The sequence below is a fragment of the Aeromicrobium sp. HA genome (genome assembly GCF_027171405.1).
In the GTDB taxonomy this organism is placed as follows: domain Bacteria; phylum Actinomycetota; class Actinomycetes; order Propionibacteriales; family Nocardioidaceae; genus Aeromicrobium; species Aeromicrobium tamlense.
Genome location: NZ_CP114372.1, coordinates 1,541,809 through 1,564,191, shown reverse-complemented (window position 1 = coordinate 1,564,191; position 22,383 = coordinate 1,541,809). Strand labels below are relative to the sequence as shown.

The following is a 22,383-nucleotide window of genomic DNA, read 5'->3' as shown; positions in this document are numbered from 1 at the left end:
CGCTGCGCCCTCAGACGAGGACTGCTCCTTCCATCACGCCGACGGCACGCAGGTCGCGGTACCACCGTTCGACCGGGTGCTCCTTGACGAACCCGTGGCCACCGAGCATCTGCACGCCGTCGGTGCCGATCTTCATGCCGTACTCGGCCGCCAGCCGGCGGGCCAGCGCGGTCTCACGGGCGAAGTCGGCGCCGCGCTCGGCGCGCGACGCGGCCTTCAGGGTGACCAGGCGCATTCCCTCGAGCTCGATCGCCATGTCGGCGACCGTGAAGGCCACGGCCTGGCGGTGGGCGATCGGCTCGCCGAACGCCTCACGGGTCTTCACGTACTCGCTGACGTACTCCAGCACCGCGCGGCCGGTGCCGAGCGCGAGGCCGGCCCAGGCGATCCGCGAGAGGCGGACCATCTCGCGGTAGTCGTCGGCCGAGCCGAGGATCGCGTCCTCGGCCACGTGGACGTCCGTGAGCTGGATGCGCGAGAGACCGGCGGCCCGCAGGCCCATGCCCGGGTCGGCCGCGACGGCGACGCCGTCGGTGCCGGTCTCGACGATGACCATCGACGGGCCACGGCCCTCGACGTCGGCCGCGACGACCAGCAGCTCGGCCTCGGCGCCGCGGACCGCTCCGGACTTCACGCCGTTGAGGACGTAGCCGGACTCGGCGCGCTTCGCGACCGTGGCGAGCGTGAACGGATCGAACATCGGGACCGGCTCGGTCACGACGAGTGCGGCGGCCGGGACGTCGCCGTCGGTGAACGACGGCAGGTAGGTCTGCTGCTGTCCCTCGGTGCCCCACAGCGAGATCGCGGTGGCGACGGCCGACGGCGCCAGGCACGCGACGGCCTGGCCCATGTCGCCGTGCGCGAGCGCCTCCGCGACGAGGACGCCGGTGACGGCGGAGCGCTGCTCGGCCAGTCCGCCGAGAGCCTCGGGGATGTTGACGAGGCTGAGCCCGAACTCGGAGGTCTGCGCCAGCACCTCCTTGGGCGTGTCGTCGGCGGACTCGGCCTGCTCGGCACCGGGGCGCAGCACCTCGGCGGCGAACTCGCCGATGACGTCGACCATCATCTGCTGGTCCTCAGTGGGCGTCAGGTCGAACACGCCGGACGGCTGCGCCGACTCGACACGACTGCCCTGCGAGCTGCCGGAGACCTTGGTGAACGTGCGCTGTGCCGCGCCGATCGCCTGGAATCCTGCCTTCGTCGATCCGTGGACCGCCCGCTCGGCGAACTTGCGCAGACCGATGCGATCCAGCGTCTCGGAGGCCGCCAGCTTGTTCAGTGCGCGAAGTCCGTAGGCCATGGGGTCTCTACCCGCCACGTTCACTCCCTTGGTGATTGAAGACTCGGTGATTGGAGACTCAGTGGAAACTGTCGTTTACAGTTTCACATACCGAGAGTATCTGAAACACGAGTCAGTTGCCAGCGTTTGCGCGTGTCGGCCAGTCGATAGGCTGAGGCGTGCCCGAAACGCCCTCCGCCGACCAGTCCCGCCCGCTGCCCACCGGTGGCTCCGTCCGCCCCATCACGCGCTGGGGAACCCCGGTCATGCACCACGAGCTGCGCGACGTCACCGCGTTCGACGACGAGCTCGCCACCCTCGTGGCCGACATGGTGGCCACCATGTACGCCGCCGAGGGCGTCGGCCTCGCCGCGAACCAGGTCGGCGAGAACCTGAAGGTCTTCGTCTTCGACTGCCCCGACGCCGACCACCAGCGCATCACGGGCGTCGTGTGCAACCCCGTGCTCCGCCTCCCCGACGGTACCGACCGCAAGCTCGACGTCGCCGACGAGGGCTGCCTCTCGCTGCCCGGCGCGTTCACCGAGTGCGGCCGCCCCGACCACGCCTGGGTCACGGGCGTCGACCACACCGGCGAGCCCGTCGCGTTCGAGGGCACCGGCCTCCTGGCCCGCTGCCTCCAGCACGAGACCGACCATCTGTTCGGCACGGTCTTCGGCGACCGGGTGCCCGAGAAGGCGCGCAAGAAGCTCTACAAGCAGCACAAGTCGCTCGCCGAGGACTACCCCGACGACTGGCCCGTGGGCGAGGACCCTAGCGACGACTGAAGTGCCAGCAGGCGATCGCCGTCGACGCCGCCACGTTGAGCGAGTCGATGCCGGCCGCCATCGGGATGATCACCCGGTGGTCGGCCTCGCGCTGCCAGTGCTCGGTCAGTCCCGGCCCCTCGGAGCCGACGATCACCGCCGCGCGCTCCGCCGGCTCGACGTCCTCGAGGCTGACCGCGTCGTCGGCCAGCGTCATCGCGTAGGTCGTGAAGCCCAGCTCCCGCAGCAGCGCGGGCGCGCCGTACCAGTCGTCGAGACGGGCCCACGGCAGCGAGAACACCGCACCCATCGCCACCTTGATCGAGCGCCGGTACAGCGGGTCGGCGCAGCGCGGTGAGAGCAGCACGGCGTCGAATCCCAGCGCCGCCGCGTTGCGCATCATCGCGCCGATGTTCGTGTGGTCGACGAGGTCCTCGGCCACGAGCACGCGGCGGGCCGCGGCGAGCACCTCGCGGGGCTCACGCTCCTGCGGCCGCTGCATCGCCGCGAGCGCCCCGCGGTGCACGTGGAAGCCGGTGACCTGCTCGATCGCCTTCTCGCTCAGCACGTAGGCGGGCGCGTCGGTCGTCTCGAGGACGTCGGACAGGTTGTCCAGCCAGCGCGGGGCGAGCAGCAGGGACTTCGGCGTGTGCCCGGCGGCGACCGCACGGTGGATCACCTTCTCGCCCTCGGCGATGTAGATCCCCCGCTCCTGCTCGACGGTCGTTCGCAGCTGCACGTCGCGCAGGTCGGTGTAGTCGCGGAGCCGCTCGTCGCGGGCGTCATCGAGTGCGATCAGGTCGGCCACCGCACTAGGTTAGGTGGCATGAGCCTCGACCGACCCGTGACTCCCGATCCGTACCCGCTGCTGCCCGCCGCCGCGTCCTTCACCGTCACCAGCGACGACGTGACCGACGGCGCCTCCCTCAAGGAGGACCAGGTCAACGCGCACGGCGACACCTCGCCGCAGCTGGCGTGGAGCGGAGCCCCCGAAGGCACGAAGTCCTTCGTCGTCACGTGCTTCGATCCCGACGCGCCGATCGTGTCGGGCTTCTGGCACTGGGTGGCCGTCGACATCCCGGCCGACGTCACCGAACTGGCCACCGGCGCCGGCGCGAGCGACGAGACGCTGCCCGGCGGCGCCTTCCACGTGCGCAACGACGGCGGCGGCCTCAACTTCATGGGCGCGGCCCCGCCGGAGGGCGACCAGCCCCACCGCTACTACTTCGTGGTGCACGCCGTCGGCGAGGAGACGCTGGGCGTGGACTCGTCGGCCTCCCCCGCCGTCGTCGGCTTCAACCTGGCGTTCAAGACGCTGGGTCGCGCCATCATCCACGGCACCTGGCAGTGGTGAACCCGGGTCGCCGGCGCTACCTCGCGTAGCTGTCGGCGATGCCGCGGACCTTCTTCACGTAGGCCATCGAGTTGTTGTAGGCGAACACCGCCGGCACCCAGCCCTCGCCGGCGAGGTCGCGCTCGCGGTCGCACAGGTGGTTCGCGGCGCCCAGGGCCGCGTCGTCGATGTCGTGCGGGTCGGCGCGGCCGTCACCGTCCGCGTCGGCCCCGTACTGCTCCCACGACGAGGTGAGGAACTGGAACGGGCCGACCGCGCGGTCCCACTCCTCGTCACCGTGCAGGGCCGTGGACTCCTTCGTCGCCTCGATGGCCCGCGTGCCGTTCTCGCCGTTGAGCGGCGGACCGATGATCCGCTTGCTCGGCACGCCGGCCGCGTCGAGGCCGGCGCCACCCAGCGTGCCGTGCGCCGACTCGACCGAGCCGACGCCCGCGAGGGTGTTCCAGCGGAGGTTGCACTCGGGCGCCGCCTCGCGCTGACTGATCTCGGTGCGCGCGTAGGCCTGCATCGCGCGCACCGGGATCTGCCGATCGGCGGCCGTCTCGGTGACCCAGTCCGCGTCGGGCTCGGTGGTCGAGCCCTCGGCGAGGGGCACCTCCTCGGCCTGCTGCGCCGCCGGCCCGCTGATGGGGTCGTCGTCGCCGCCTCGGCCCACCACGAGCCATGCGATGACGATGCCCACCGTGGCGAGCACGGCGGCACCGAGGACGAGGAGTCGTGAGGTCACGCAGTCGGCGGCTGGTCCGTGGGCGGCACGTCCTGCGTGGAGACCGGCGACTCCGCCTGCTTGGCGGCCCGGATGGCCTCCTCGACCGCGCTGGACGTCTCGGCCGGGCCGGACGACGCCGTCTCGACGGGCTCGTCGAGGTCGACCCGCTTCTGCGAGCCGCCACCGTCGACCGGGATCGACCCGACGACGTTGCCGATCGAGCTGAGCGCGGCGGTGACCTCGGCCGGGATGATCCACGTGGAGGCGTTGTGCCCCTGGGCGATCTTCGGCAGCGTCTGCAGGTACTGGTAGGACAGCAGCTTCTGGTCGGGGTTGCCGTCGTGGATCGCCTGGAAGACGGTCTCGATGGCGCGGCCCTCGCCCTGCGCGGTCAGGATCGCGGCGGTCTTCTCGCCCTCGGCGGTGAGGATCGCCGACTGCTTCTGGCCCTCGGCGGTGAGGATCGCGGCCTGCTTCTGGCCCTCGGCGCTCAGGATGGCCGACTGGCGCTCGCCCTCGGCCGTGAGGATCGCGGCGCGCTTGTCACGCTCGGCGCGCATCTGCTTCTCCATGGCGTCGATGATGGTCGGCGGCGGATCGATGCTCTTGAGCTCGACCCGGCTGACCTTGATGCCCCAACGGCCCGTGGCCGCGTCGAGCTCGGCGCTCAGCGTGCGGTTGATCTGGTCGCGGCTGGTGAGCGCGTGCTCCAGCGTCATGCCACCGATGATGTTGCGCAGCGTGGTGGTCGTGAGCTGGTGGATGCCCTCGATGTAGTTGACGATCTCGTACGTGGCCGCCACCGGGTTGTTGACCGTGTAGAGGATGACCGTGTCGATCTCGACCGTCAGGTTGTCCTCGGTGATGACGCCCTGCGGCGGGAAGGAGACGACCTGCTCACGCTGGTCGACGCGGTACTTCACGCGGTCGAGGAACGGCACGATCAGGTGCGGCCCGGGGGTCAGGGTGGTGCGGTACTTGCCGAGTCGCTCGACGATCCCCGCGAAGTTCTGCGGGATGATCTTCAGGCTCATCGCTGCGGTGACGATCAGCAGGACCACCAGCAGGACGAAGAAGATCACGAGGGCGGATTCGAACATTCAGCTCTCCTTCCGGACGACGCGGGCCACCGCACCGTCGATGTCGGCGACGAGGAGCTCGTCGCCAGGTTCGTAGGTCGCCTCGGGGTCGATCGGGCGAGCAGTCCACAGGACGTCGTTGATGACCACGCGGCCGGCGTGGCGGCTCACCCGCTCGTCGACGATCGCCAGCTGCCCGACGAGGCCGTGCTGGCCCAGGGGCAGCGAGGGACCGTCGTGGACCCGGGCGGCGATGCGCGGGCGGACGAGCGCCAGGAGCGCGACCGAGAGGATGCCGAAGAGCGCCATCTGCAGCACGATCGGTGCCCCGAAGCCGGCGGCGAGGGCGGCCGAGAAGGCTGCGATGCCGAACATGAGGAAGATCAGCTCGCCACTGGCGAGCTCGATGAGGCCCATGAGCACGCCGAGCGCAGCCCACGTGAGCCAGATGTCGTCCCCGAACCAGTCCATGTGCCCTCCTAGTTCGCCCGCCGGCGCACCGGGGGGCGTCGTGCCGAGAATCGTCCCGCGTCGTGCGTGACATCGAGGCGCTGGCGGAACGCCGTCGACAGGTTCTGCGAGGTCAGGACGTCGGCGATGGGGCCCGAGGCCACGACGCCGCCGCCGGCCAGCAGCAGCGCATGGGTGAAGCCGGGCGCGATCTCCTCGAGATGGTGCGACACCATCACGAGCGACGGGCCGAGCTCGTCGGAGGCCAGCGCCTCCAGGCTCTCGACGAGGTCCTCGCGGGCGCCGACGTCCATGCCGGCCGCCGGCTCGTCGAGCAGCACGACCTCGGGATCGGTCATCAGGGAGCGCGCCAGCAGGACGCGCTTCTTCTCGCCCTCGGACAGCGTGCCGAAGGTGCGGTCGGCCAGCGGGGCGATCCCCAGCTCGGCCAGCATCGACATGGCCCGGCGGTGGTCCTCGTCGTCGTACTCCTCGTTCCAGCGACCCAGGACCGCGTAGGCCGCGGAGAGGATGAGGTTGCGGACGCTCTCCCCGGCGGGGACGCGCTCGGCGATCGCGGCGCTGGTGTGGCCGATCCGGGGGCGCAGCTCGAACACGTCGACCGCTCCGAGGCGCTCACCGAGGATCTCCGCCGACCCGGACGTGGGGTGCATGTTCGCAGAGGCCACCTGCAGGAGGGTGGTCTTGCCCGCACCGTTGGGCCCCACGATGACCCAGTGCTCCCCCGGTTCCACGCGCCACGAGACGCGGTCGAGGAGAGTCTTGCCCGAGCGCACGATGGTGACGTCGGTCAGGTCGAACACGGCGGTCACACCACCAACCTATCGGTTGGGCTCAACGTTCTGCCGATACCCTCGACACGATGAGCACGCCTGACTCGGGACACGTCCCCACGCTGCACCTGACCGAGCCCACGGTGCTGGTGACCTTCAGCGGTCCCGACCGCTCCGGCGTCTCCGGTCGCGTCTTCTCCGCCCTGGCCGCCCACGACGTCGAGGTCATCGACGTCGAGCAGCTGGTCGTGCGCGGCCGGCTCGTGCTGAGCGTCCTCGTGACCACCCCGGGCGAGCTCCCGGGCTTCCAGTCCGATCTCGACGCCGTGGGCGCCGACCTGGGACTCGAGGTCGAGGTCGTCCACGGCACGGGCGACAACCGCCCCCGGCGGGTGGGCCGCTCGCAGGTGGTCGTGCTGGGCGCCCCGCTGCGACCCGAGGCGATGGCCGCGCTGACCAAGGGCATCAACGCCCTCGGCGGCAACATCGACCGCATCGTCCGGATGGCCCGCTACCCCGTCACCGCGATCCGCATGGAGGTCTCGGGCGCCGATCCCGACGCGCTCCAGTCCGAGCTGGCCTCGATCGCCCACGACCACGGCACCGACGTGGCCGTGCAGGAGCACGGCATCCTGCGGCACGCGCAGCGGCTCGTGGTGATGGACGTCGACTCCACCCTCATCCAGGGCGAGGTCATCGAGATGCTCGCCGCCCACGCCGGCTGCGAGGAGGCCGTCGCCGAGGTCACCGAGCGGGCCATGCGCGGCGAGCTCGACTTCGCCGAGTCGCTGCACGAGCGCGTCTCCCAGCTGCAGGGGGTGCCCGCCGCGGCGCTCGACGAGGTCTACGAGAACCTCTCCTACACCCCCGGCGCGCGCACGATGATCCGCACGCTCAAGCGTCTGGGATACCGCTTCGCGCTGGTCAGCGGCGGCTTCACGCAGATCATCGAGCGGATCGCCGCCGACCTCGGCATCGACTACTTCGCCGCCAACGACCTCGAGGTGGTCGGCGGCGCACTCACCGGCCGCGTCCTGGGCCGCGTGGTCGACCGCGCGGGCAAGGCCGAGGCGCTGCGCGACTTCGCGGCGCAGGCCGGCATCAACGTGCGCAACACCGTGGCCATCGGCGACGGCGCCAACGACCTCGACATGCTGGCCGCCGCGGGCCTGGGCATCGCGTTCAACGCCAAGCCGCTCGTGCGCGACCAGGCGCAGACCTCGGTGAACGTCCCCTACCTCGACGCGATCGTGTACCTCATGGGCATCACGCGCGAGGAGGTCGAGGCGGCCGACGCCGCCGACGTGACGACGGCGCCGTAGCCGTTCCTACTCGTCGTCCTCGAGGCGGAAGCCGATCTTGAGGGTGACCTGGTAGTGCTCGACCTCGTCGTCGACGATCTGGCCGCGGATGCCCACGACCTCGAACCAGTCCAGGTGCCGCAGGGTCTGCGACGCTCGCGCGATGCCGCTGTCGATGGCCTCGCTGACGCCCGCCGGGGAGGTGCCGACGATCTCGGTGACTCGATAGGTGCGGTTGCTCATGGGCTCATCGTCCCACCCGGCGGCGGGTGCCGTGCAGGACCCACGGCGTAGACTCGGGACATGGCCCGGCGCGAACCCGAAGAGGTGCACTCGATCACGAGTGCGCGCGAGCCCTACAGCTCCCAGGTCGACCATCGCGAGCGCAACTACCTGATCTCGATGGCCGTCCGCGTCGCCTGCTTCATCGGCTTCGTCGCGGTCGATCACTGGACCCGTTGGATCCTGCTCGTCGGCGCCGTGTTCCTGCCGTACGTCGCCGTCGTGATCGGCAACTCCGCCATCCGGAGCTCCGGCGACGGGCCGTCACCGTTCGGCGTCGACCGCAAGCAACTGGACCAGTAGGTGCTGCGCTTCCTGGTGAGCCCGCGCTGGATCGGGCTCGCGATCTTCGTCGTGCTGATGGCCGTCACGTGCTACGTCCTGGGCGGCTGGCAGTACGACCGCTGGGAGCAGCGCAAGGCCGACAACGCGATCGTCGAGGCGAACGTCGCCGGCGACCCCGCTCCGGTCGAGGACGTCCTCGCCGACGGCTGGGACCCCGACCTCGAGTACCGCACGGTCACCGCCACGGGCACGTTCGACAGCTCGCGCGAGATCACCGTCCGGTTCGCCCACCGCGACGGCGCCCCGGGCGTCCAGGTCATCACTCCCCTGCGGCTCACCGACGGTCAGGTCGTCCTGATCGACCGCGGCTGGATCGCGGGACCGCGCGACGGCACGGCTCCGGACGACGTGCCGGCCGCCGGCCAGGGTCGCGTGACGATCACCGGCTGGCTGCAGCGCGCCAGCACCGCCGACCAGGCCGCCACCACGCCGCGCGACGGCCAGGTCCGTGCCGTGAACGGCGAGCGCTGGACCGACTTCCTCGGCGCCGAGCCGCTGCCCGGCTACGTCGCACTGACCTCGCCCGAGCAGGAGGGCCTGACCGGCCCGCCGCAGCCCGACCTCGGCACCGGACCCCACCTGTTCTACGCGATCCAGTGGTGGTTCTTCTCCGGCCTCGCGGTCGTCGGCTACTTCCTCTTCGTCCGCGCCGAGCTGCGCGAGCGCCGCCCGAAGGCGTCCGCCGAGGTCACGCCAGGCTGATCAGGTCGGCGTACGAGTCGTTCCAGATGTCCTCGTCGCCGTCCGGCAGCAGCAGCACCCGGTCGGGGTCGAGCGCGCGCACGGCGCCCTCGTCGTGGGAGACCAGCACGATGGCGCCCTCGTAGGAGCGGATCGCGGCCAGCACCTCCTCGCGCGACGCGGGGTCGAGGTTGTTGGTCGGCTCGTCGAGCAGCAGCACGTTGGCGCTCGAGACGATGAGTCCCGCCAGCGCCAGTCGCGTGCGCTCGCCGCCCGACAGCACCCCAGCCGACTTGTCGGAGTCGTCGCCGGTGAACAGGAACGCGCCCAGCACGCTGCGCGCCTGGGTCTCGGTCAGGTCGGGCGCCGCCCGCTGCATGTTGTCGAGCACGGTCCGGCTCAGGTCGAGCGTCTCGTGCTCCTGGGCGAAGTAGCCGATCTTCAGGCCGTGCCCGGGGACGATCTCGCCGGTGTCGGGCTGCAGCGTGCCGGCCAGCATGCGCAGCAGCGTGGTCTTGCCGGCGCCGTTGAGGCCCAGCACCACGACGCGGCTGCCGCGGTCGATCGCGAGGTCGACGTCGGTGAAGATCTCCAGCGATCCGTACGACTTCGACAGACCCTCCGCCATCAGCGGGGTCTTGCCGCACGGAGCGGGCTTCGGGAAGTCGATCTTGGCGACCTTGTCGACCTGGCGGACGTCCTCGAGGCCGGCCATCATCTGCTCCGCGCGACGCAGCATCTGCTGGGCCGCGGAGGCCTTCGAGGCCTTGGCGCGCATCTTGTTGCCCTGCGCGATGAGCCGCTCGGCCGTCTTGGTGGTGATCTCGCGCTCGCGCTTGCGGCGCGCCTCGTCGGACTCGCGCTGGCGCAGGTAGTGCTTCCAGCCCATGTTGTAGATGTCGATCGTGGCGCGGTTGGCGTCCAGGTAGAAGACCTTGTTGACGGTCTCCTCGACGAGGTCCACGTCGTGGCTGATGATGATCAGCCCGCCGGAGTAGGTCTGCAGGAAGCCGCGGAGCCACACGACCGAGTCGGCGTCGAGGTGGTTGGTCGGCTCGTCGAGCAGCATCGTGTCGGCGTCGCTGAACAGGATCCGCGCCAGCTCGATGCGGCGGCGCTGACCGCCGGAGAGGGTCTGCAGCGGCTGCTCCAGGACCCGGTCGGGCAGGCCGAGGGCGTGCGAGATCGTCGCGGCCTCGGCCTCCGCGGCGTATCCACCCGCGGCGCCGAAGTCGGCGTCGGCGCGCGCGTAGCGGCGCATCGCGTCCTCGGCGACCGAGGAGTCCTCCGAGGCCATGTCCTTCTCGGCCTGGCGGATGCGGCGCAGGGCGTCGTCGAGACCACGCGCCGAGAGGATCCGGTCGCGCGCCGTGATCGACAGGTCACCGGTCTTGGGGTCCTGCGGCAGGTAGCCGACGGTGCCCGACCGGGTGATCGAGCCCGACGCGGGCTCGCCGCCGGCGCCCGCCAGCATCTTCGTCAACGTGGTCTTGCCGGCGCCGTTGCGCCCGACCAGGCCGATCTTGTCCCCCTTCGTGACACGGAAGGAGACGTCGGACATCAGGACGCGCGCGCCGAAGCGCAGCTCCACGTGGGAAGCGGTGATCATGGAAGAGCCTTCGTGAGGGGTGAACGGGGCGAGGACGCGGGGTCGAGCAGGTGCTCGTGCGTCACTCCAGCCGGATCATGTCCACCGAGCCAGTCTACGGACCCAGCACCGGTGGCGCGAAATCCTGGCGCCTCAGAACTCGTCGCGGACGGTCCCGTCTTCGTTCAGTACGACCCACCGGCCACCTCTGGGGTGAGCGCGGAGCCACTCGAGGACGTCGTCCGGAGGGAGCTCCTCGGTCTCCGAAGGCTCCAGGCCATAGGTCTCGTAGACCAGGTAGCGGTACCGCTCGTCGAGTCCGAGAAGAGTCTCCTTGACCTCCCGCGCGCCCTGCTCCGGCGACGCCCACATGATGTCCACCCAGTCGGCCCAGCTCTCGGGGCCCATCACGATCTCGACCTGCCGGGGCGACCCGGTCGCGTCCACGAACCGGACACGGATCCGGCCGGGCTCGGGATCCGCGACCGTGGCCCAAGCGCTCAGGGCGCTCAGCAGACGCTCCCACGCGCGGGCGGCTTCTGTCATGGAGCGAGTCTCCCGCAATCGCGGGGCGATCGTCCGCCCTCGTCACTTTTGGAACGCGATGCACGCTTTCAGGGGCGCGGAAGGTGCAACGCGTTCCAAGAGTGGAGGGATGCGGTGGCGCGTCAGCCGATGTTGAAGCCGAGGGCGCGCAGCATCTCGCGGCCGTCGTCGGTGATCTTGTCCGGGCCCCACGGCGGCATCCAGACCCACTCGATCCGGAAGTCGTTGACCAGGCCGTCGAGCGCGGCGCGGGTCTGGTCCTCGATGACGTCGGTCAGCGGGCAGGCCGCGGACGTCAGCGTCATCTGCAGGATCGCGTTGCTGTGCTCGTCGACGTGGACGCCGTACACGAGGCCGAGGTCGACGACGTTGATGCCCAGCTCGGGGTCGACGACGTCCTTCATGGCCTCCTCGACGTCCTCCTGCGTGGTGGCGCCGGGGGCGACGGCGACGTCGGGCAGATCGCTGTGATCGGTCATGCTTCCTCCTTGGCCGAAGCCTGGGCGACGGCGTCCTTCCAGGCCATCCAGGACAGCAGGGCGCACTTGACGCGCGCCGGGAACTGGGCGACGCCCGCGAAGGCGATGCCGTCCTCCAGCACGTCCTCGTCAGGCTCGACCTGTCCGCGGCCCTGCATGAGCTCCTGGAAGGCGTCAAGTGTGGTCAGGGCGTGGTCGACCTGCTGGCCGACCACGAGGTCGTTCAGGACCGAGGCCGAGGCCTGGCTGATCGAGCAGCCGGCCGCGTCGTAGGACACGTCGGCCACCCGGCCGCCCTCGAGGTGCACGCGCAGCGTGATCTCGTCGCCGCACGTGGGGTTCACGTGGTGCACCTCGGCCTCGAAGGGCTCGCGCAGGCCCGCACCGTGCGGGTTCTTGTAGTGGTCCAGGATGATCTCCTGGTACAGGGCGTCGACGTTCGATGCGTTCATGGTCAGGCTCCGAAGTACGACTGGGTGTGCCGGATCCCCGCGACGAGCGCGTCGATCTCGGCCTCGGTCGTGTAGAGGTAGAACGAGGCACGGGTCGTGGACTGCACCCCGAAGCACGCGTGCAACGGCTTGGCGCAGTGGTGACCCGCGCGCACGGCGACGCCCTGCGAGTCGAGCAGCTGCGCCACGTCGTGCGGGTGCACCCCGTCGATCGTGAAGCTGATCGCTCCCCCGCGGTCGACCGGCTCCTTGGGGCCGACGATCGTCACGCCGGGCAGGTCGTTCATCGCCTCGAGCGCGTACGCCGTGATCTGCTGCTCGTGCGCGGCGACGTTCTCCATGCCGATCGCCGAGAGGTAGTCCACGGCGGCGCCGAGTCCGACCGACTGCGCGATCGGCGGCGTGCCCGCCTCGAAGCGGTGCGGCGGCGCGGCGAAGGTCGTGGCCTCCATCGACACCGTCTCGATCATCTCGCCGCCGCCGAGGAACGGCGGCAGCTCGGCGAGCAGGTCGTAGCGACCCCACAGGACGCCGATGCCCGTCGGGCCGACCATCTTGTGACCCGTGAAGGCCACGAAGTCGGCACCGAGCGCGGCCACGTCGACCGGAAGCTGCGGCACGGCCTGCGACGCGTCGATGACGACGAGCGCGCCGACCTCGTGCGCGCGGCGGACGATCTCCGCGACCGGGTTGATCGTGCCGAGCATGTTCGAGACCCACGTGACCGAGACGACCTTCGTCCTCTCCGTCAGCGTGAGCGAGTCGAGGTCGAGACGGCCCTCGGGCGTGACGCCGTACCAGCGCAGGTCGGCACCCGTGCGCTGCGTGAGCAGCTGCCACGGCACCAGGTTGGAGTGGTGCTCCATCTGGGTGACGACGACCTCGTCGCCGGCGCCCACGCGTCCCGCGTCACCGAGGACGCGAGCCACGAGGTTGAGCGCCTCGGACGCGTTCTTGGTGAACACGACCTCCTCGCGCCGCGGCGCGCCGATGAACGACGCCACCTTGTCGCGACCGAGCTCGAACGCCTCGCTCGCCTCCGCACCGAGCTGGTGCATCGCCCGCGCGACGTTGGCGTTGTGCTCGAGGTAGTGACGCTCGATGGCTTCGACGACCTGACGCGGCTTCTGCGACGTGTTGGCGCTGTCCAGGTACACCAGAGGGCGGTCCCCCGCCATCGTCCTGGACAGGATGGGGAAGTCCTTGCGGATCGCCTCGACGTCGTAGCCGGCCATGATCAGACGGCCGCCTTGGTGAACTTGTCGTAGCCCTCGGCCTCGAGCAGCTCCGCGAGCTCGCGGCCGCCGGTCTCGGCGAGCTTGCCCGCGACGAAGACGTGCACGTAGTCGGGCTGGATGTAGTTCAGGATGCGCGTGTAGTGCGTGATCAGCAGCACGCCGCGATCGCCCTGGCCCGAGTAGCGGTTGACGCCGTCGGAGACGACGCGCAGGGCGTCGATGTCCAGGCCGGAGTCCGTCTCGTCGAGGACCGCGAACTTCGGGTTGAGCAGCTCGAGCTGGGCGATCTCGTGGCGCTTCTTCTCGCCGCCGGAGAAGCCCTCGTTGACCGAGCGAGAGGCGAACGACGGGTCGAGCGTCATCCGCTCGAGCGCGGCGTTGACGTCCTTGACCCACGTGCGCAGCTTGGGCGCCTCACCGTCGATGGCGGTCTTCGCGGTGCGCAGGAAGTTCGCGACCGAGACGCCGGGGATCTCGACGGGGTACTGCATCGCCAGGAACAGGCCGGCGCGGGCACGCTCGTCGACGCTCAGCTCCAGGATGTTCTCGCCGTCGAGCAGCACCTCACCCTCGGTGACCTGGTACTTGGGGTGGCCGGCGATCGAGTAGGCCAGCGTGGACTTGCCCGAGCCGTTCGGGCCCATGATGGCGTGGACCTCGCCGGAGTTGATGGTCAGGTCGACGCCGCGGAGGATCTCCTTCGCGCCGTCCTCGGTGTCGACGGACACGTGGAGGTTCTTGATCTCCAGAGTGCTCATGCGTTCTCTCCTTGGTTGGGGAGGTCGACCCAGACGGTCTCTCCCTCGATCTTGGTCTGGTAGACGGGGACCGGTTCGGTGGCCGGCAGGCCCAGCGGCTTGCCGGTGCGCAGGTCGAAGCGCGACCCGTGCAGGAAGCACTCGATCTCGCAGCCCTCGACGTCGCCGTCGGACAGCGGGATCTCGGCGTGCGAGCACCAGTCCTGGATGCAGTAGACGGTGTCACCGTCTCGCACCAGGGCCAGGTCGTGGCCCTCGAACTCGATGCCGAGCGCCGCGCCCTCGGGGACGTCGGCGAGCTTCGCGACCTCCTGGAAGGTCATGCCGACACCGCAGACGGGTTGCCGACCACGGCGGCCAGCTCGTCCTCGATGGCGGACATGAGGCGCTCCTGCAGGTCCGCGACACCGATCCGGCGGATGATGTCGTTGAAGAAGCCGTGCACGACGAGGCGCTTGGCCTCGGTGGGGTCGATGCCGCGGCTCTGCAGGTAGAACAGGTGCTCGTCGTCGAATCGACCGGTCGTGGACGCGTGGCCCGCGCCGGCGATGTCGCCGGTCTCGATCTCCAGGTTCGGCACCGAGTCGGCGCGCGCGCCGTCGGTGAGGACGAGGTTGTCGTTCTGCTCGAACGTCTCGATGCCCTCGGCGACCTTGCGGATCAACACGTTGCCGATCCAGACGGTGTGCGCGTCCTGGCCCTGCAGCGCGCCCTTGTACTCGACGTTGCTGCGGGTCTTCGGGGCCGTGTGGTCGACGAACTGGCGGTGCTCGAGGTGCTGGCCCGCGTCGGCGAAGTAGATGCCGAGCAGGTCGACGCTGCCGCCGGGTCCGCGGTAGTCGACGTTGGTCGACGAGCGGACGAGGTCGCCACCGAGCGTGAACTCGAAGAAGCGCACCGTGGCGTCGCGACCGACGCTGATGCCGTTCTGCACGGCGTGGACGGCGTCGTCCTCCCAGTCGGCCAGGTTGACGACGTCGAGCTGGGCACCGTCGCCCACCACGTAGGTGACGTTCGTGGCGTAGGTGGCCGAGCCGACGTGGTCGAACGCGATCGTGGCCTTCGAGAACGGCGCGACCTTGACCACGATGTGGCCCCACACGGTCTCCTCGACCGAGGGGCCGGTGAGCCGGATGCGCGCCGGGGCGTCGAGCTCGCCGTCGATCGACAGCAGCGTGGCACCGCCGGCGTTCTGCACGGCCAGCGCGGCGAGGCGGTCGAGCGGGGCGATGCCGCCGAGGGCCTTGGCCTCGTCGGTGGTGATCGTGGAGAGCGAGGCGCCCGCGGGCAGCTCGTCCTTCCACTCCAGGCAGGCGTCGGACGGCGTGCCGTCGAGCAGGCCACGCAGGCGCTTGAGCGGCGTGAAGCGCCAGATCTCCTCCAGGCCCGTGGGCTTGGGGTGGGCCTCGACGTCGTACGACGGCTCGGGGTGCAGGTGGGACTGGACGTGGTCCAGCTCCAGCGCGGCGGCCAGGCCGTTGTCGGTTCCCTCGATGGTTGCGGTCATCCGACAGCACCCTCCATCTGCAGCTCGATGAGTCGGTTCAGTTCCAGCGCGTACTCCATGGGCAGCTCGCGAGCGATGGGCTCGACGAAGCCGCGCACGATCATCGCCATGGCCTCGTCCTCCTCCATGCCGCGCTGCATGAAGTAGAAGAGCTGGTCGTCGCTGACCTTGGAGACGGTGGCCTCGTGGCCGAGGGTCACGTCGTCCTCGCGCACGTCGACGTACGGGTACGTGTCCGAGCGGCTGATCTGGTCGACCAGGAGCGCGTCGCACTTGACCGTGCTGGCCGAGCCGTAGGCGCCCTCGTTGACCTGGAGCAGGCCGCGGTAGGACGTGCGGCCGCCGCCTCGGGCGACGGACTTGCTCAGGATCGAGCTGGACGTGTTCGGCGCGACGTGCACCATCTTGGCGCCGGTGTCCTGGTACTGGCCCTCGCCGGCGAACGCGATCGACAGCGTCTCGCCCTTGGCCTGCTCACCCATGAGGTAGACGGCCGGGTACTTCATCGTGACCTTGGAGCCGATGTTGCCGTCGACCCACTCCATGGTGGCGCCGGCCTCGCACGTGGCGCGCTTGGTCACCAGGTTGTAGACGTTGTTCGACCAGTTCTGGATCGTCGTGTAGCGGACGCGAGCGCCCTTCTTCACGATGATCTCGACGACCGCGGAGTGCAGCGAGTCGGTCTTGTAGATCGGGGCGGTGCAGCCCTCGACGTAGTGGACGTAGGAGTCCTCGTCGGCGATGATCAGCGTCCGCTCGAACTGACCCATGTTCTCGGTGTTGATGCGGAAGTACGCCTGCAGCGGGATGTCCACGTGGACGCCCTTGGGCACGTAGATGAACGAGCCGCCCGACCACACGGCCGTGTTCAGTGCGGCGAACTTGTTGTCGCCGACCGGGATGACCGTGCCGAAGTACTCCTCGAAGATCTCGGGGTGCTCCTTGAGCGCCGTGTCGGTGTCGAGGAAGATGACGCCCTGCTGCTCGAGGTCCTCACGGATCGAGTGGTAGACGACCTCGGACTCGTACTGCGCGGCCACACCGGCGACGAGGCGCTGCTTCTCGGCCTCGGGGATGCCCAGCCGGTCGTACGTGTTCTTGATGTCCTCGGGCAGGTCCTCCCACGACTGGGCCTGCTTCTCCGACGAGCGGACGAAGTACTTGATGTTGTCGAAGTCGATCTCGTCGAGGTCGGCGCCCCACGTCGGCATCGGCTTGCGATCGAAGAGCTTGAGGCCCTTCAGGCGCAGGTCGAGCATCCACTGGGGCTCGCTCTTCTTGCCCGAGATGTCGCGGACGACGGCATCGTTCAGGCCGCGCTGGGCGCTGGCGCCGGCGACGTCGGCGTCGTGCCAGCCGAACTCGTAGTTGCCGACCTCCTTCAGTCCCGGGTTCAGGTCCTCGATCGAGGTCGTGTCGTTCGTGGTCGTCATGACGACTCCCCTTCAGTTGGAGACACAGCGTTGGTGGTGGTCTGGGTGGCGCGGGGCAGGTGAGTGGTGCACACCCCGTCGCCGTGGGCAATGGTGGCGAGACGCTGGACGTGCGATCCCAGCAGCTCGCCGAAGATCTCGGTCTCGGCCTCGCACAGCTGCGGGAACTCCTCGGCGACGTGGGCCACCGGGCAGTGGTGCTGACAGATCTGCTCGCCGAGCGGGGTGGTGCTGGCGGAGGCGGCGAAGCCGTCGTCGGTGAGCGCCCGGGCGAGCACCGCGGCCTGGTCCTCGACCGGGACCCCGTGCAGCAGTCGCTCGTAGCGCTGGCGGAAATCGGCGAGTCGGTGTCGCGCGAACTCCATGACGGCCGTGTCGCCACCCGTGGCGCGCAGGAAGCGCAGCGCCTCGGCGGCCAGGTCGTCGTAGGAGTGGGCGAAGGTGTCGCGACCGGCGGCGGTCAGCGCGAACACGCGGGCCGGACGGCCACGGCGGCGCTGGCCCCGGACCCGCTCCTCGCGCGACTCGACGAGACCCTGCTCGACGAGGTGCTCGAGGTGGCGGCGGACGGCCGCGGGAGTGAGTCCGAGCCGCGTCGCGAGGGTCGTGGCGGTGCTGGGACCGTTCTCCAGGATGCTCTCGGCGACGCGCTCGCGCGTGGAGAGGTCGTCGACGGACGACACCTCATGATTCACGCGCATGCTTTTCACAACACCATTGTGACGTTAATGATTCCCCCCGTTCAACGAAGGCTCGCCTCAGTGAGCCGCGCCTCACCACGCCGTTTAGCCATAAGGTCGGCCCATGGGGGCATCCGCAGCGGAGGTCGAGGCCGGAGGGCGCACCGTGCGCGTCTCCAGTCCCGACCGCGTGATCTTCGAGAAGACCGACCACACGCCGGACATCACGAAGCTCGAGGTGGTCGAGTTCTACGTCGCCGTAGGCGACGGGCTGATGCGCGCGCTGCGCGAGCGGCCGACCACCCTGGAGCGCTGGCCCAAGGGCGTGCGCGAGGACATGGTGATGGCCACGCGCGCCGACGGGCACGGCGACGCGTTCTACCAGAAGCGCGTGCCCAAGGGCGCTCCCCCATACCTGGAGACCGTGCGCATCCACTTCCCCTCGGGGCGTCGCGCCGACGAGATCTGCCCCACCGAGATCGCCGTGCCCGCCTGGGCTGCCCACATGGGGACGATCACGTTCCACCCCTGGCCCGTGCGCCGTGCCGACGTGGACCATCCCGACGAGATCCGCATCGACCTGGACCCGCAGCCCGGCACCGACTTCCACGACGCGCAGCGCGTCGCCCGGGTTGCCAAGGAGCTGCTCGAGGAGATCGGCATCCGCGGCTTCGCCAAGACCAGCGGCAACCGCGGGGTCCACATCTTCGCGCGCATCGAGCCGAAGTGGACGTTCACGGACGTGCGCCATGCCGCGCTGGCGTTCGGACGCGAGCTGGAGCGCCGCGACGACGGCGTCACCACGGCCTGGTGGAAGGAGGAGCGCGGCGAGAAGATCTTCGTCGACTTCAACCAGAACGCCCGCGACCGCACGATCGCCAGCGCGTACAGCCTGCGACCGAAGCCCGGCGCGCCCGTGTCCACTCCCCTGACCTGGGAGGAGCTGTTCGAGGTCGACGACCCGCGCACGCTCAACCTCACGACCGTGCCCGGCCTTCTCGAGCAACGTACGGACCCGTGGAGCGAGATCGACGACGTCCACCACTCCATCCAGACGCTGCTCGACTGGTACGACCGCGACGAGGAGAACGGCCTCGGCGAGATGCCGTACCCCCCGGACTACCCGAAGATGCCCGGCGAGCCCCGCCGCGTGCAGCCGTCGCGCAAGAGGACCGACTGAGCACGCGGAACGGGGGCCGACCGCCGCGCGGCCGACCCCCGTTCCTGCGTCACCTCAGCGGCGGACGGTGAGCCTCACCGCCTTCTTCGCGGACTTCACGTGCGCGTTGCCCAGGTAGGAGACCGTCACGCGCTTCGTGCCGCTGCTCAGCCGCGGCAGCTTGACCGAGCCGCGGCCCTTCGCGTCGATCGTGACCACGTAGGAGCGCGATCCGACCTTGACGAGCGCCTTGCCGCGGACGTGGGCACCGGGGGCCTTGACCGTGACCGTGACCCGGGCGCGCGTGCCGGTCGTGACCTTGCGCGGCGTGATCTTCACGCCGACCTTCGAGGAGGCCTTCGTGACGCGCAGGACCACGGGGCTCGACGAGCTCGCGCCGACGTCCTGGGTGCCCCGGTAGGTCGCCGTGACGACCCGGGCACCGCTCGTGGCGAACGGGCCGAGAGGCGCCGTGGCGCGGCCGTTGCGGTCGAGCGAGACCGTCCGGTGCCGGACGCCGTCGACGAAGACGTCCACGACGCCCTTGCCGGCCGTCACGTCGCCGTCACGGTCGACCTTCACCGCGATGCTCGCCGTCGCCCGCTTGCCCGCCGTGATGCTCTTCGGCGAGACCGTCAGGGCCACCGCGGCGCTCGGGACACCCGGCGCGGCCACGACCTTGAGCGCGACCGGCAGCGATGTGCTGCCCGCCAGCTCGGCACTGCCGCCGTAGCGCGCGGTCACCAGCTGGCTGCCGACCGCGCTGAGCGCGGGGAGGGCGACCTGCGCCCGCCCGCTGCCGTCGAGCTCGGCCGAGCCGACCGGCTCGTCGCCGACGTAGACCGTGACGACGCCCTCGGGATCCGGCTGGTCGCCGGCGCCCGTGGCCGCCACCTCGATGGCGGCGGTGACGCCGGTCTGGCCGGCGCGGATCTCGTCGCGATCGAGCGTCAGGGTCGTGGAGGACGCCGGGAGCGGCTCCTCGTACCCGACCTCGGCCACCCACGTGCGGTAGTTGCCCTCACGGCCCGGGACGAAGCCCCGCTCCACGTTGCCGCGGGCGTCCACCGTGATCCAGCGGACCTCGGTGCCCTCGGCCACGCGGAGGCGCTCGCCGCCCTCGCGCAGACCCGCTGCGGCGTACATCGTCGACCGCAGGTTCGGGACCGTGCCGTCGGTCGTGTAGAACACGCTCGCCGGCTCGCTCGTGGCGAACTCCACGTTGACCTGGCCCTCGGTCGCGCTGGACGTGACCTTGACCTCGCTGGTGGGCGCGACCGTGTCGGTGTCGTGGTCGCGAGCGATCCGCAGCATCTCGACGAGGCCGTTGGAGAACTCCATCGCCTCCTGGTGGGCGCCGGCGCCCGTGGGCGTCTCGGCCTCGAACGGCGGCTGGAAGGTCGAGCCGACCTCGAAGTCCCAGGCGTAGATGCCGTACTTGTACCAGAGCATGTCGCCGGAGTTGCCGGCCGCCGAGTACAGGGTGTCCACGACGCGACCGGTGCGCGCCGGGGTCACCGACAGTCCGCGGTGCCGCTTGATCGCGGTGAGGATGCGCGACGAGGCGCCCTGGAACAGCGACTCCTCCTCGAGCGTGGGCTCGGGCGCGGTGATGCGTCCGGGCGTCCGGTAGGCGGCGGGCGACCACATGAAGTAGTTGCCCGAGCTGTGCACGTTCATCGACCACTTCATGTTCGGGTGCGCGGCGACCCAGTCGACGTTCTTGGCCTCGGGCTCGCTCAGCTCGGACGGACCCGCGTAGGTGTCGCCGTTGCAGTTGTTGGAGGCGCCCGAGTAGCCGTCGAAGAAGCTGTACTCGTCGTAGTTGCGGTTGACGTCGACGCCCCACTGGTTGCGCGCGTTCGCGTCGGTGTTGCCGCCCGCCGTCGTCCCGCAGTGCATCGTCATGTTCCGGCGCTGCGAGTTGAAGTCGTAGAACGAGTAGTGACCGCCGTCGGGGTTGACCGACGGGAGCACCCAGATCTCCAGGTTGTCGACGAGGTCACGCGTGGCCGCGTGCGAGTCGTAGTTGCGCAGCAGGCGCTCGGCCGTCTCGATCGTGACCAGCGGCGGCACCCACTCACGGGCGTGCTCCTGCGCGTAGAAGAAGACGCCCGGCTTCGACCCGTCGCGGACCTTGCCGATCTTGATCGCGTAGACCGCATGCGGGTCGCGCGAGACGTTGGCCGGCGCGTTCAGGAAGTCCGAGAGCGCCACGGTCGCCGCGGGGACGACCCCGGCTCCCGCGTTCCCGCGGTAGGTCGCGGCCGACACCAGCGTGCTGGCCTCGGGGTGCGCGTTGATCGCCGCGGCGATCTGGGCCGCCGTGCTGGTGGCCGCACCGGAGCCGTCCGTCGCGGACGTCACCACGACGAGCGAGCCGTCGACCGCGACGGTCAGGGCCTGGTCGGCCGCCGTCGGGTGGTCGACCCGGACCGAGAGGGCGTTGCCGCCGTCCGAGCCGTAGGCCTTCGAGGTGATCGCGAGGCGGCGCGGGTTGTCGGCCGTCGCGGTGCCGGCGGGGATGACGGCCTGCGAGTGACGGCGGTAGCCGTTCGTCTTGTTCGGCAGCTCGACGATCTCGGCGAGGTCCGGGTGGTCGGTCGCCAGCTGGCGGATGCGGTCGTACAGCTGCGTCGGGTCGAGGTAGGACGTGATGAAGTCCTCCTGGTAGCCCGCGCCCTTGAACGGGTCGGCCTCGTCGCCGGTGGGCAGCCAGTCGGTGACCTTCGCGATCGCGACGTCTCCCGTCGGGCTGGTGATCCGGATGCGGTCGGGACGGCTGGTCAGCGCGGCGGCGCCCGTCGTGGGGCTGGCGCCGCGGTGGTAGAGGTAGACGCTCGCGTCGACGAAGCGCGAGATCGTCTGGGTGCCGCCGCTGCCGAACGCGGTGCCGGGACCGCTGTCGCGCTCCACGGTGAGCGTGGTGGTCGCGGTCTGGCCCTCGGCCCACTTGGCCTCCACCGAGAGGACCGGCACGCCGAACGACGTGAAGTACTCGGCGCGGGTGATCTTGACGTCCGACCCGTCGGGGTGCGTCGCCTCGTCCGCGAACTCGGCGTTCTCGGCCTTCGCGGCGCGGATCGTCGCGGCGCGCTGCTCGAGCGCGTCCTCGGTGTCCTCGGCCGTGTAGAGGGTCTCGCCCGTCTCGAAGCCGGCCTGGCGCAGGGCCTTGGCCTCCGTGGGCGTGATGATCGCGCGCACCTCGAGGCCGTCGGGCCGCTGCTCCACGCCGTGGTCGAGGTCGACCCCGGTCGCCACGAGACGATCGAGCTCCTTCGTCCCCGGGACGGTGATCTCGACGACGTCGGGGACCTCGTCGGGCAGGCGCTCGAGGACCACGTCGGTGGCCGTCGAGGAGGACGAGGCGAGGGCGCTGGGCACGGCGGACACGGCGAGCAGACCGGGTGCCGCCAACGCGAGCGTCACGACCACCGCCTTCCTCCGCATCGAGAGGGATGAGGGCATGTGGCTTGTTCCTGTTCGTGTAGGACGTGTCAGGCGT

At 70.3% G+C, this 22,383-nt stretch carries 24 protein-coding genes; 6 read left to right on the top strand and 18 right to left on the bottom strand.

What is annotated here, in order from left to right; translation table 11 throughout:
- Positions 1-10: 10 nt before the first annotated feature.
- On the bottom strand, positions 11-1,300 hold the full coding sequence (locus O3S82_RS07635) for an acyl-CoA dehydrogenase family protein (RefSeq protein WP_269306728.1): 1,290 nt from the start codon (positions 1,298-1,300) through the stop codon (positions 11-13).
- Positions 1,301-1,458: 158 nt separating this feature from the next.
- Between O3S82_RS07635 and def the strand changes: the two genes are divergently transcribed.
- Entirely contained in the window at positions 1,459-2,064 is a 606-nt protein-coding gene (gene def / locus O3S82_RS07630) for a peptide deformylase (protein ID WP_269306726.1), read from the top strand.
- Here def and O3S82_RS07625 read toward each other — a convergent pair.
- On the bottom strand, positions 2,051-2,851 hold the full coding sequence (locus O3S82_RS07625) for a TrmH family RNA methyltransferase (RefSeq protein ID WP_269306724.1): 801 nt from the start codon (positions 2,849-2,851) through the stop codon (positions 2,051-2,053). The genes def and O3S82_RS07625 overlap by 14 nt on opposite strands.
- 18 nt (positions 2,852-2,869) lie before the next feature.
- On the opposite strand from O3S82_RS07625, the gene O3S82_RS07620 reads away from it, so the two are divergent.
- Positions 2,870-3,397, top strand: coding sequence for a YbhB/YbcL family Raf kinase inhibitor-like protein (locus tag O3S82_RS07620; protein ID WP_269306722.1), 528 nt, complete (start codon positions 2,870-2,872; stop codon positions 3,395-3,397).
- A gap of 16 nt (positions 3,398-3,413) precedes the next feature.
- On the opposite strand, the gene O3S82_RS07615 is transcribed toward O3S82_RS07620, so the two are convergent.
- From O3S82_RS07615 to O3S82_RS07600, 4 genes are read right to left on the bottom strand one after another with little or no spacing between them, the layout of a single operon-like run.
- Positions 3,414-4,124: a lytic transglycosylase domain-containing protein gene (locus tag O3S82_RS07615; RefSeq protein ID WP_269306720.1), complete on the bottom strand. Its 711-nt coding sequence runs from the start codon at positions 4,122-4,124 to the stop codon at positions 3,414-3,416.
- Complete coding sequence (locus tag O3S82_RS07610; protein WP_269306718.1) at positions 4,121-5,206, bottom strand: SPFH domain-containing protein; 1,086 nt, start codon at positions 5,204-5,206, stop codon at positions 4,121-4,123. Before O3S82_RS07610 ends, O3S82_RS07615 begins: the two co-directional genes overlap by 4 nt.
- On the bottom strand, positions 5,207-5,656 hold the full coding sequence (locus O3S82_RS07605; RefSeq protein ID WP_179424720.1) for an NfeD family protein: 450 nt from the start codon (positions 5,654-5,656) through the stop codon (positions 5,207-5,209). It abuts the gene before it with no gap.
- A gap of 8 nt (positions 5,657-5,664) precedes the next feature.
- On the bottom strand, positions 5,665-6,468 hold the full coding sequence (locus O3S82_RS07600; protein ID WP_179424722.1) for an ABC transporter ATP-binding protein: 804 nt from the start codon (positions 6,466-6,468) through the stop codon (positions 5,665-5,667).
- Positions 6,469-6,518: 50 nt separating this feature from the next.
- Here O3S82_RS07600 and serB point away from each other — a divergent pair, with 50 nt between their 5' ends.
- Positions 6,519-7,751, top strand: a complete 1,233-nt coding sequence (gene serB / locus O3S82_RS07595) for a phosphoserine phosphatase SerB (protein ID WP_269306716.1) — start codon at positions 6,519-6,521, stop codon at positions 7,749-7,751.
- A gap of 6 nt (positions 7,752-7,757) precedes the next feature.
- Here serB and O3S82_RS07590 read toward each other — a convergent pair whose 3' ends face one another.
- Positions 7,758-7,973, bottom strand: a complete 216-nt coding sequence (locus O3S82_RS07590; protein ID WP_179424726.1) for a dodecin — start codon at positions 7,971-7,973, stop codon at positions 7,758-7,760.
- Between the two features lie 60 nt (positions 7,974-8,033).
- On the opposite strand from O3S82_RS07590, the gene O3S82_RS07585 reads away from it, so the two are divergent.
- Complete coding sequence (locus tag O3S82_RS07585) at positions 8,034-8,315, top strand: DUF3099 domain-containing protein (protein WP_179424728.1); 282 nt, start codon at positions 8,034-8,036, stop codon at positions 8,313-8,315.
- Positions 8,316-9,059: an SURF1 family cytochrome oxidase biogenesis protein gene (locus O3S82_RS07580; protein ID WP_269306711.1), complete on the top strand. Its 744-nt coding sequence runs from the start codon at positions 8,316-8,318 to the stop codon at positions 9,057-9,059.
- On the opposite strand, the gene abc-f is transcribed toward O3S82_RS07580, so the two are convergent.
- The 10 genes from abc-f to O3S82_RS07530 form a co-directional block, all read right to left on the bottom strand.
- On the bottom strand, positions 9,046-10,647 hold the full coding sequence (gene abc-f, locus O3S82_RS07575; protein WP_179424732.1) for a ribosomal protection-like ABC-F family protein: 1,602 nt from the start codon (positions 10,645-10,647) through the stop codon (positions 9,046-9,048). The genes O3S82_RS07580 and abc-f overlap by 14 nt on opposite strands.
- A gap of 132 nt (positions 10,648-10,779) precedes the next feature.
- Positions 10,780-11,172, bottom strand: coding sequence for a hypothetical protein (locus O3S82_RS07570; RefSeq protein ID WP_269306709.1), 393 nt, complete (start codon positions 11,170-11,172; stop codon positions 10,780-10,782).
- A 122-nt stretch (positions 11,173-11,294) separates the two neighbouring features.
- Entirely contained in the window at positions 11,295-11,651 is a 357-nt protein-coding gene (locus O3S82_RS07565) for a metal-sulfur cluster assembly factor (protein WP_179424734.1), read from the bottom strand.
- On the bottom strand, positions 11,648-12,103 hold the full coding sequence (gene sufU, locus O3S82_RS07560; RefSeq protein ID WP_179424736.1) for a Fe-S cluster assembly sulfur transfer protein SufU: 456 nt from the start codon (positions 12,101-12,103) through the stop codon (positions 11,648-11,650). Before sufU ends, O3S82_RS07565 begins: the two co-directional genes overlap by 4 nt.
- Positions 12,104-12,105: 2 nt before the next feature.
- On the bottom strand, positions 12,106-13,338 hold the full coding sequence (locus O3S82_RS07555; protein ID WP_179424738.1) for a cysteine desulfurase: 1,233 nt from the start codon (positions 13,336-13,338) through the stop codon (positions 12,106-12,108).
- Positions 13,339-13,340: 2 nt separating this feature from the next.
- Complete coding sequence (gene sufC, locus O3S82_RS07550; RefSeq protein ID WP_179424740.1) at positions 13,341-14,099, bottom strand: Fe-S cluster assembly ATPase SufC; 759 nt, start codon at positions 14,097-14,099, stop codon at positions 13,341-13,343.
- Positions 14,096-14,422 carry a Rieske (2Fe-2S) protein gene (locus tag O3S82_RS07545; protein ID WP_179424742.1) on the bottom strand — a complete coding sequence of 109 codons (327 nt, stop codon included), beginning with the start codon at positions 14,420-14,422 and terminating at the stop codon, positions 14,096-14,098. The genes sufC and O3S82_RS07545 overlap by 4 nt, the downstream gene beginning before the upstream one ends.
- Entirely contained in the window at positions 14,419-15,606 is a 1,188-nt protein-coding gene (sufD, locus tag O3S82_RS07540) for a Fe-S cluster assembly protein SufD (protein ID WP_269306705.1), read from the bottom strand. Before sufD ends, O3S82_RS07545 begins: the two co-directional genes overlap by 4 nt.
- A complete protein-coding gene (gene sufB / locus O3S82_RS07535) occupies positions 15,603-17,039 on the bottom strand; it encodes a Fe-S cluster assembly protein SufB (protein WP_179424746.1) in 1,437 nt (478 codons plus the stop codon). Before sufB ends, sufD begins: the two co-directional genes overlap by 4 nt.
- The gene (locus O3S82_RS07530; protein ID WP_269306703.1) at positions 17,036-17,740 is read right to left on the bottom strand and encodes a helix-turn-helix transcriptional regulator; all 705 of its coding nucleotides are present in this window, start codon (positions 17,738-17,740) and stop codon (positions 17,036-17,038) included. Before O3S82_RS07530 ends, sufB begins: the two co-directional genes overlap by 4 nt.
- A gap of 103 nt (positions 17,741-17,843) precedes the next feature.
- On the opposite strand from O3S82_RS07530, the gene O3S82_RS07525 reads away from it, so the two are divergent.
- A complete protein-coding gene (locus tag O3S82_RS07525) occupies positions 17,844-18,899 on the top strand; it encodes a DNA polymerase domain-containing protein (RefSeq protein WP_269306701.1) in 1,056 nt (351 codons plus the stop codon).
- Between the two features lie 54 nt (positions 18,900-18,953).
- Here O3S82_RS07525 and O3S82_RS07520 read toward each other — a convergent pair whose 3' ends face one another.
- The gene (locus tag O3S82_RS07520) at positions 18,954-22,346 is read right to left on the bottom strand and encodes a M14 family zinc carboxypeptidase (RefSeq protein ID WP_269306699.1); all 3,393 of its coding nucleotides are present in this window, start codon (positions 22,344-22,346) and stop codon (positions 18,954-18,956) included.
- Positions 22,347-22,383 lie beyond the last annotated feature (37 nt).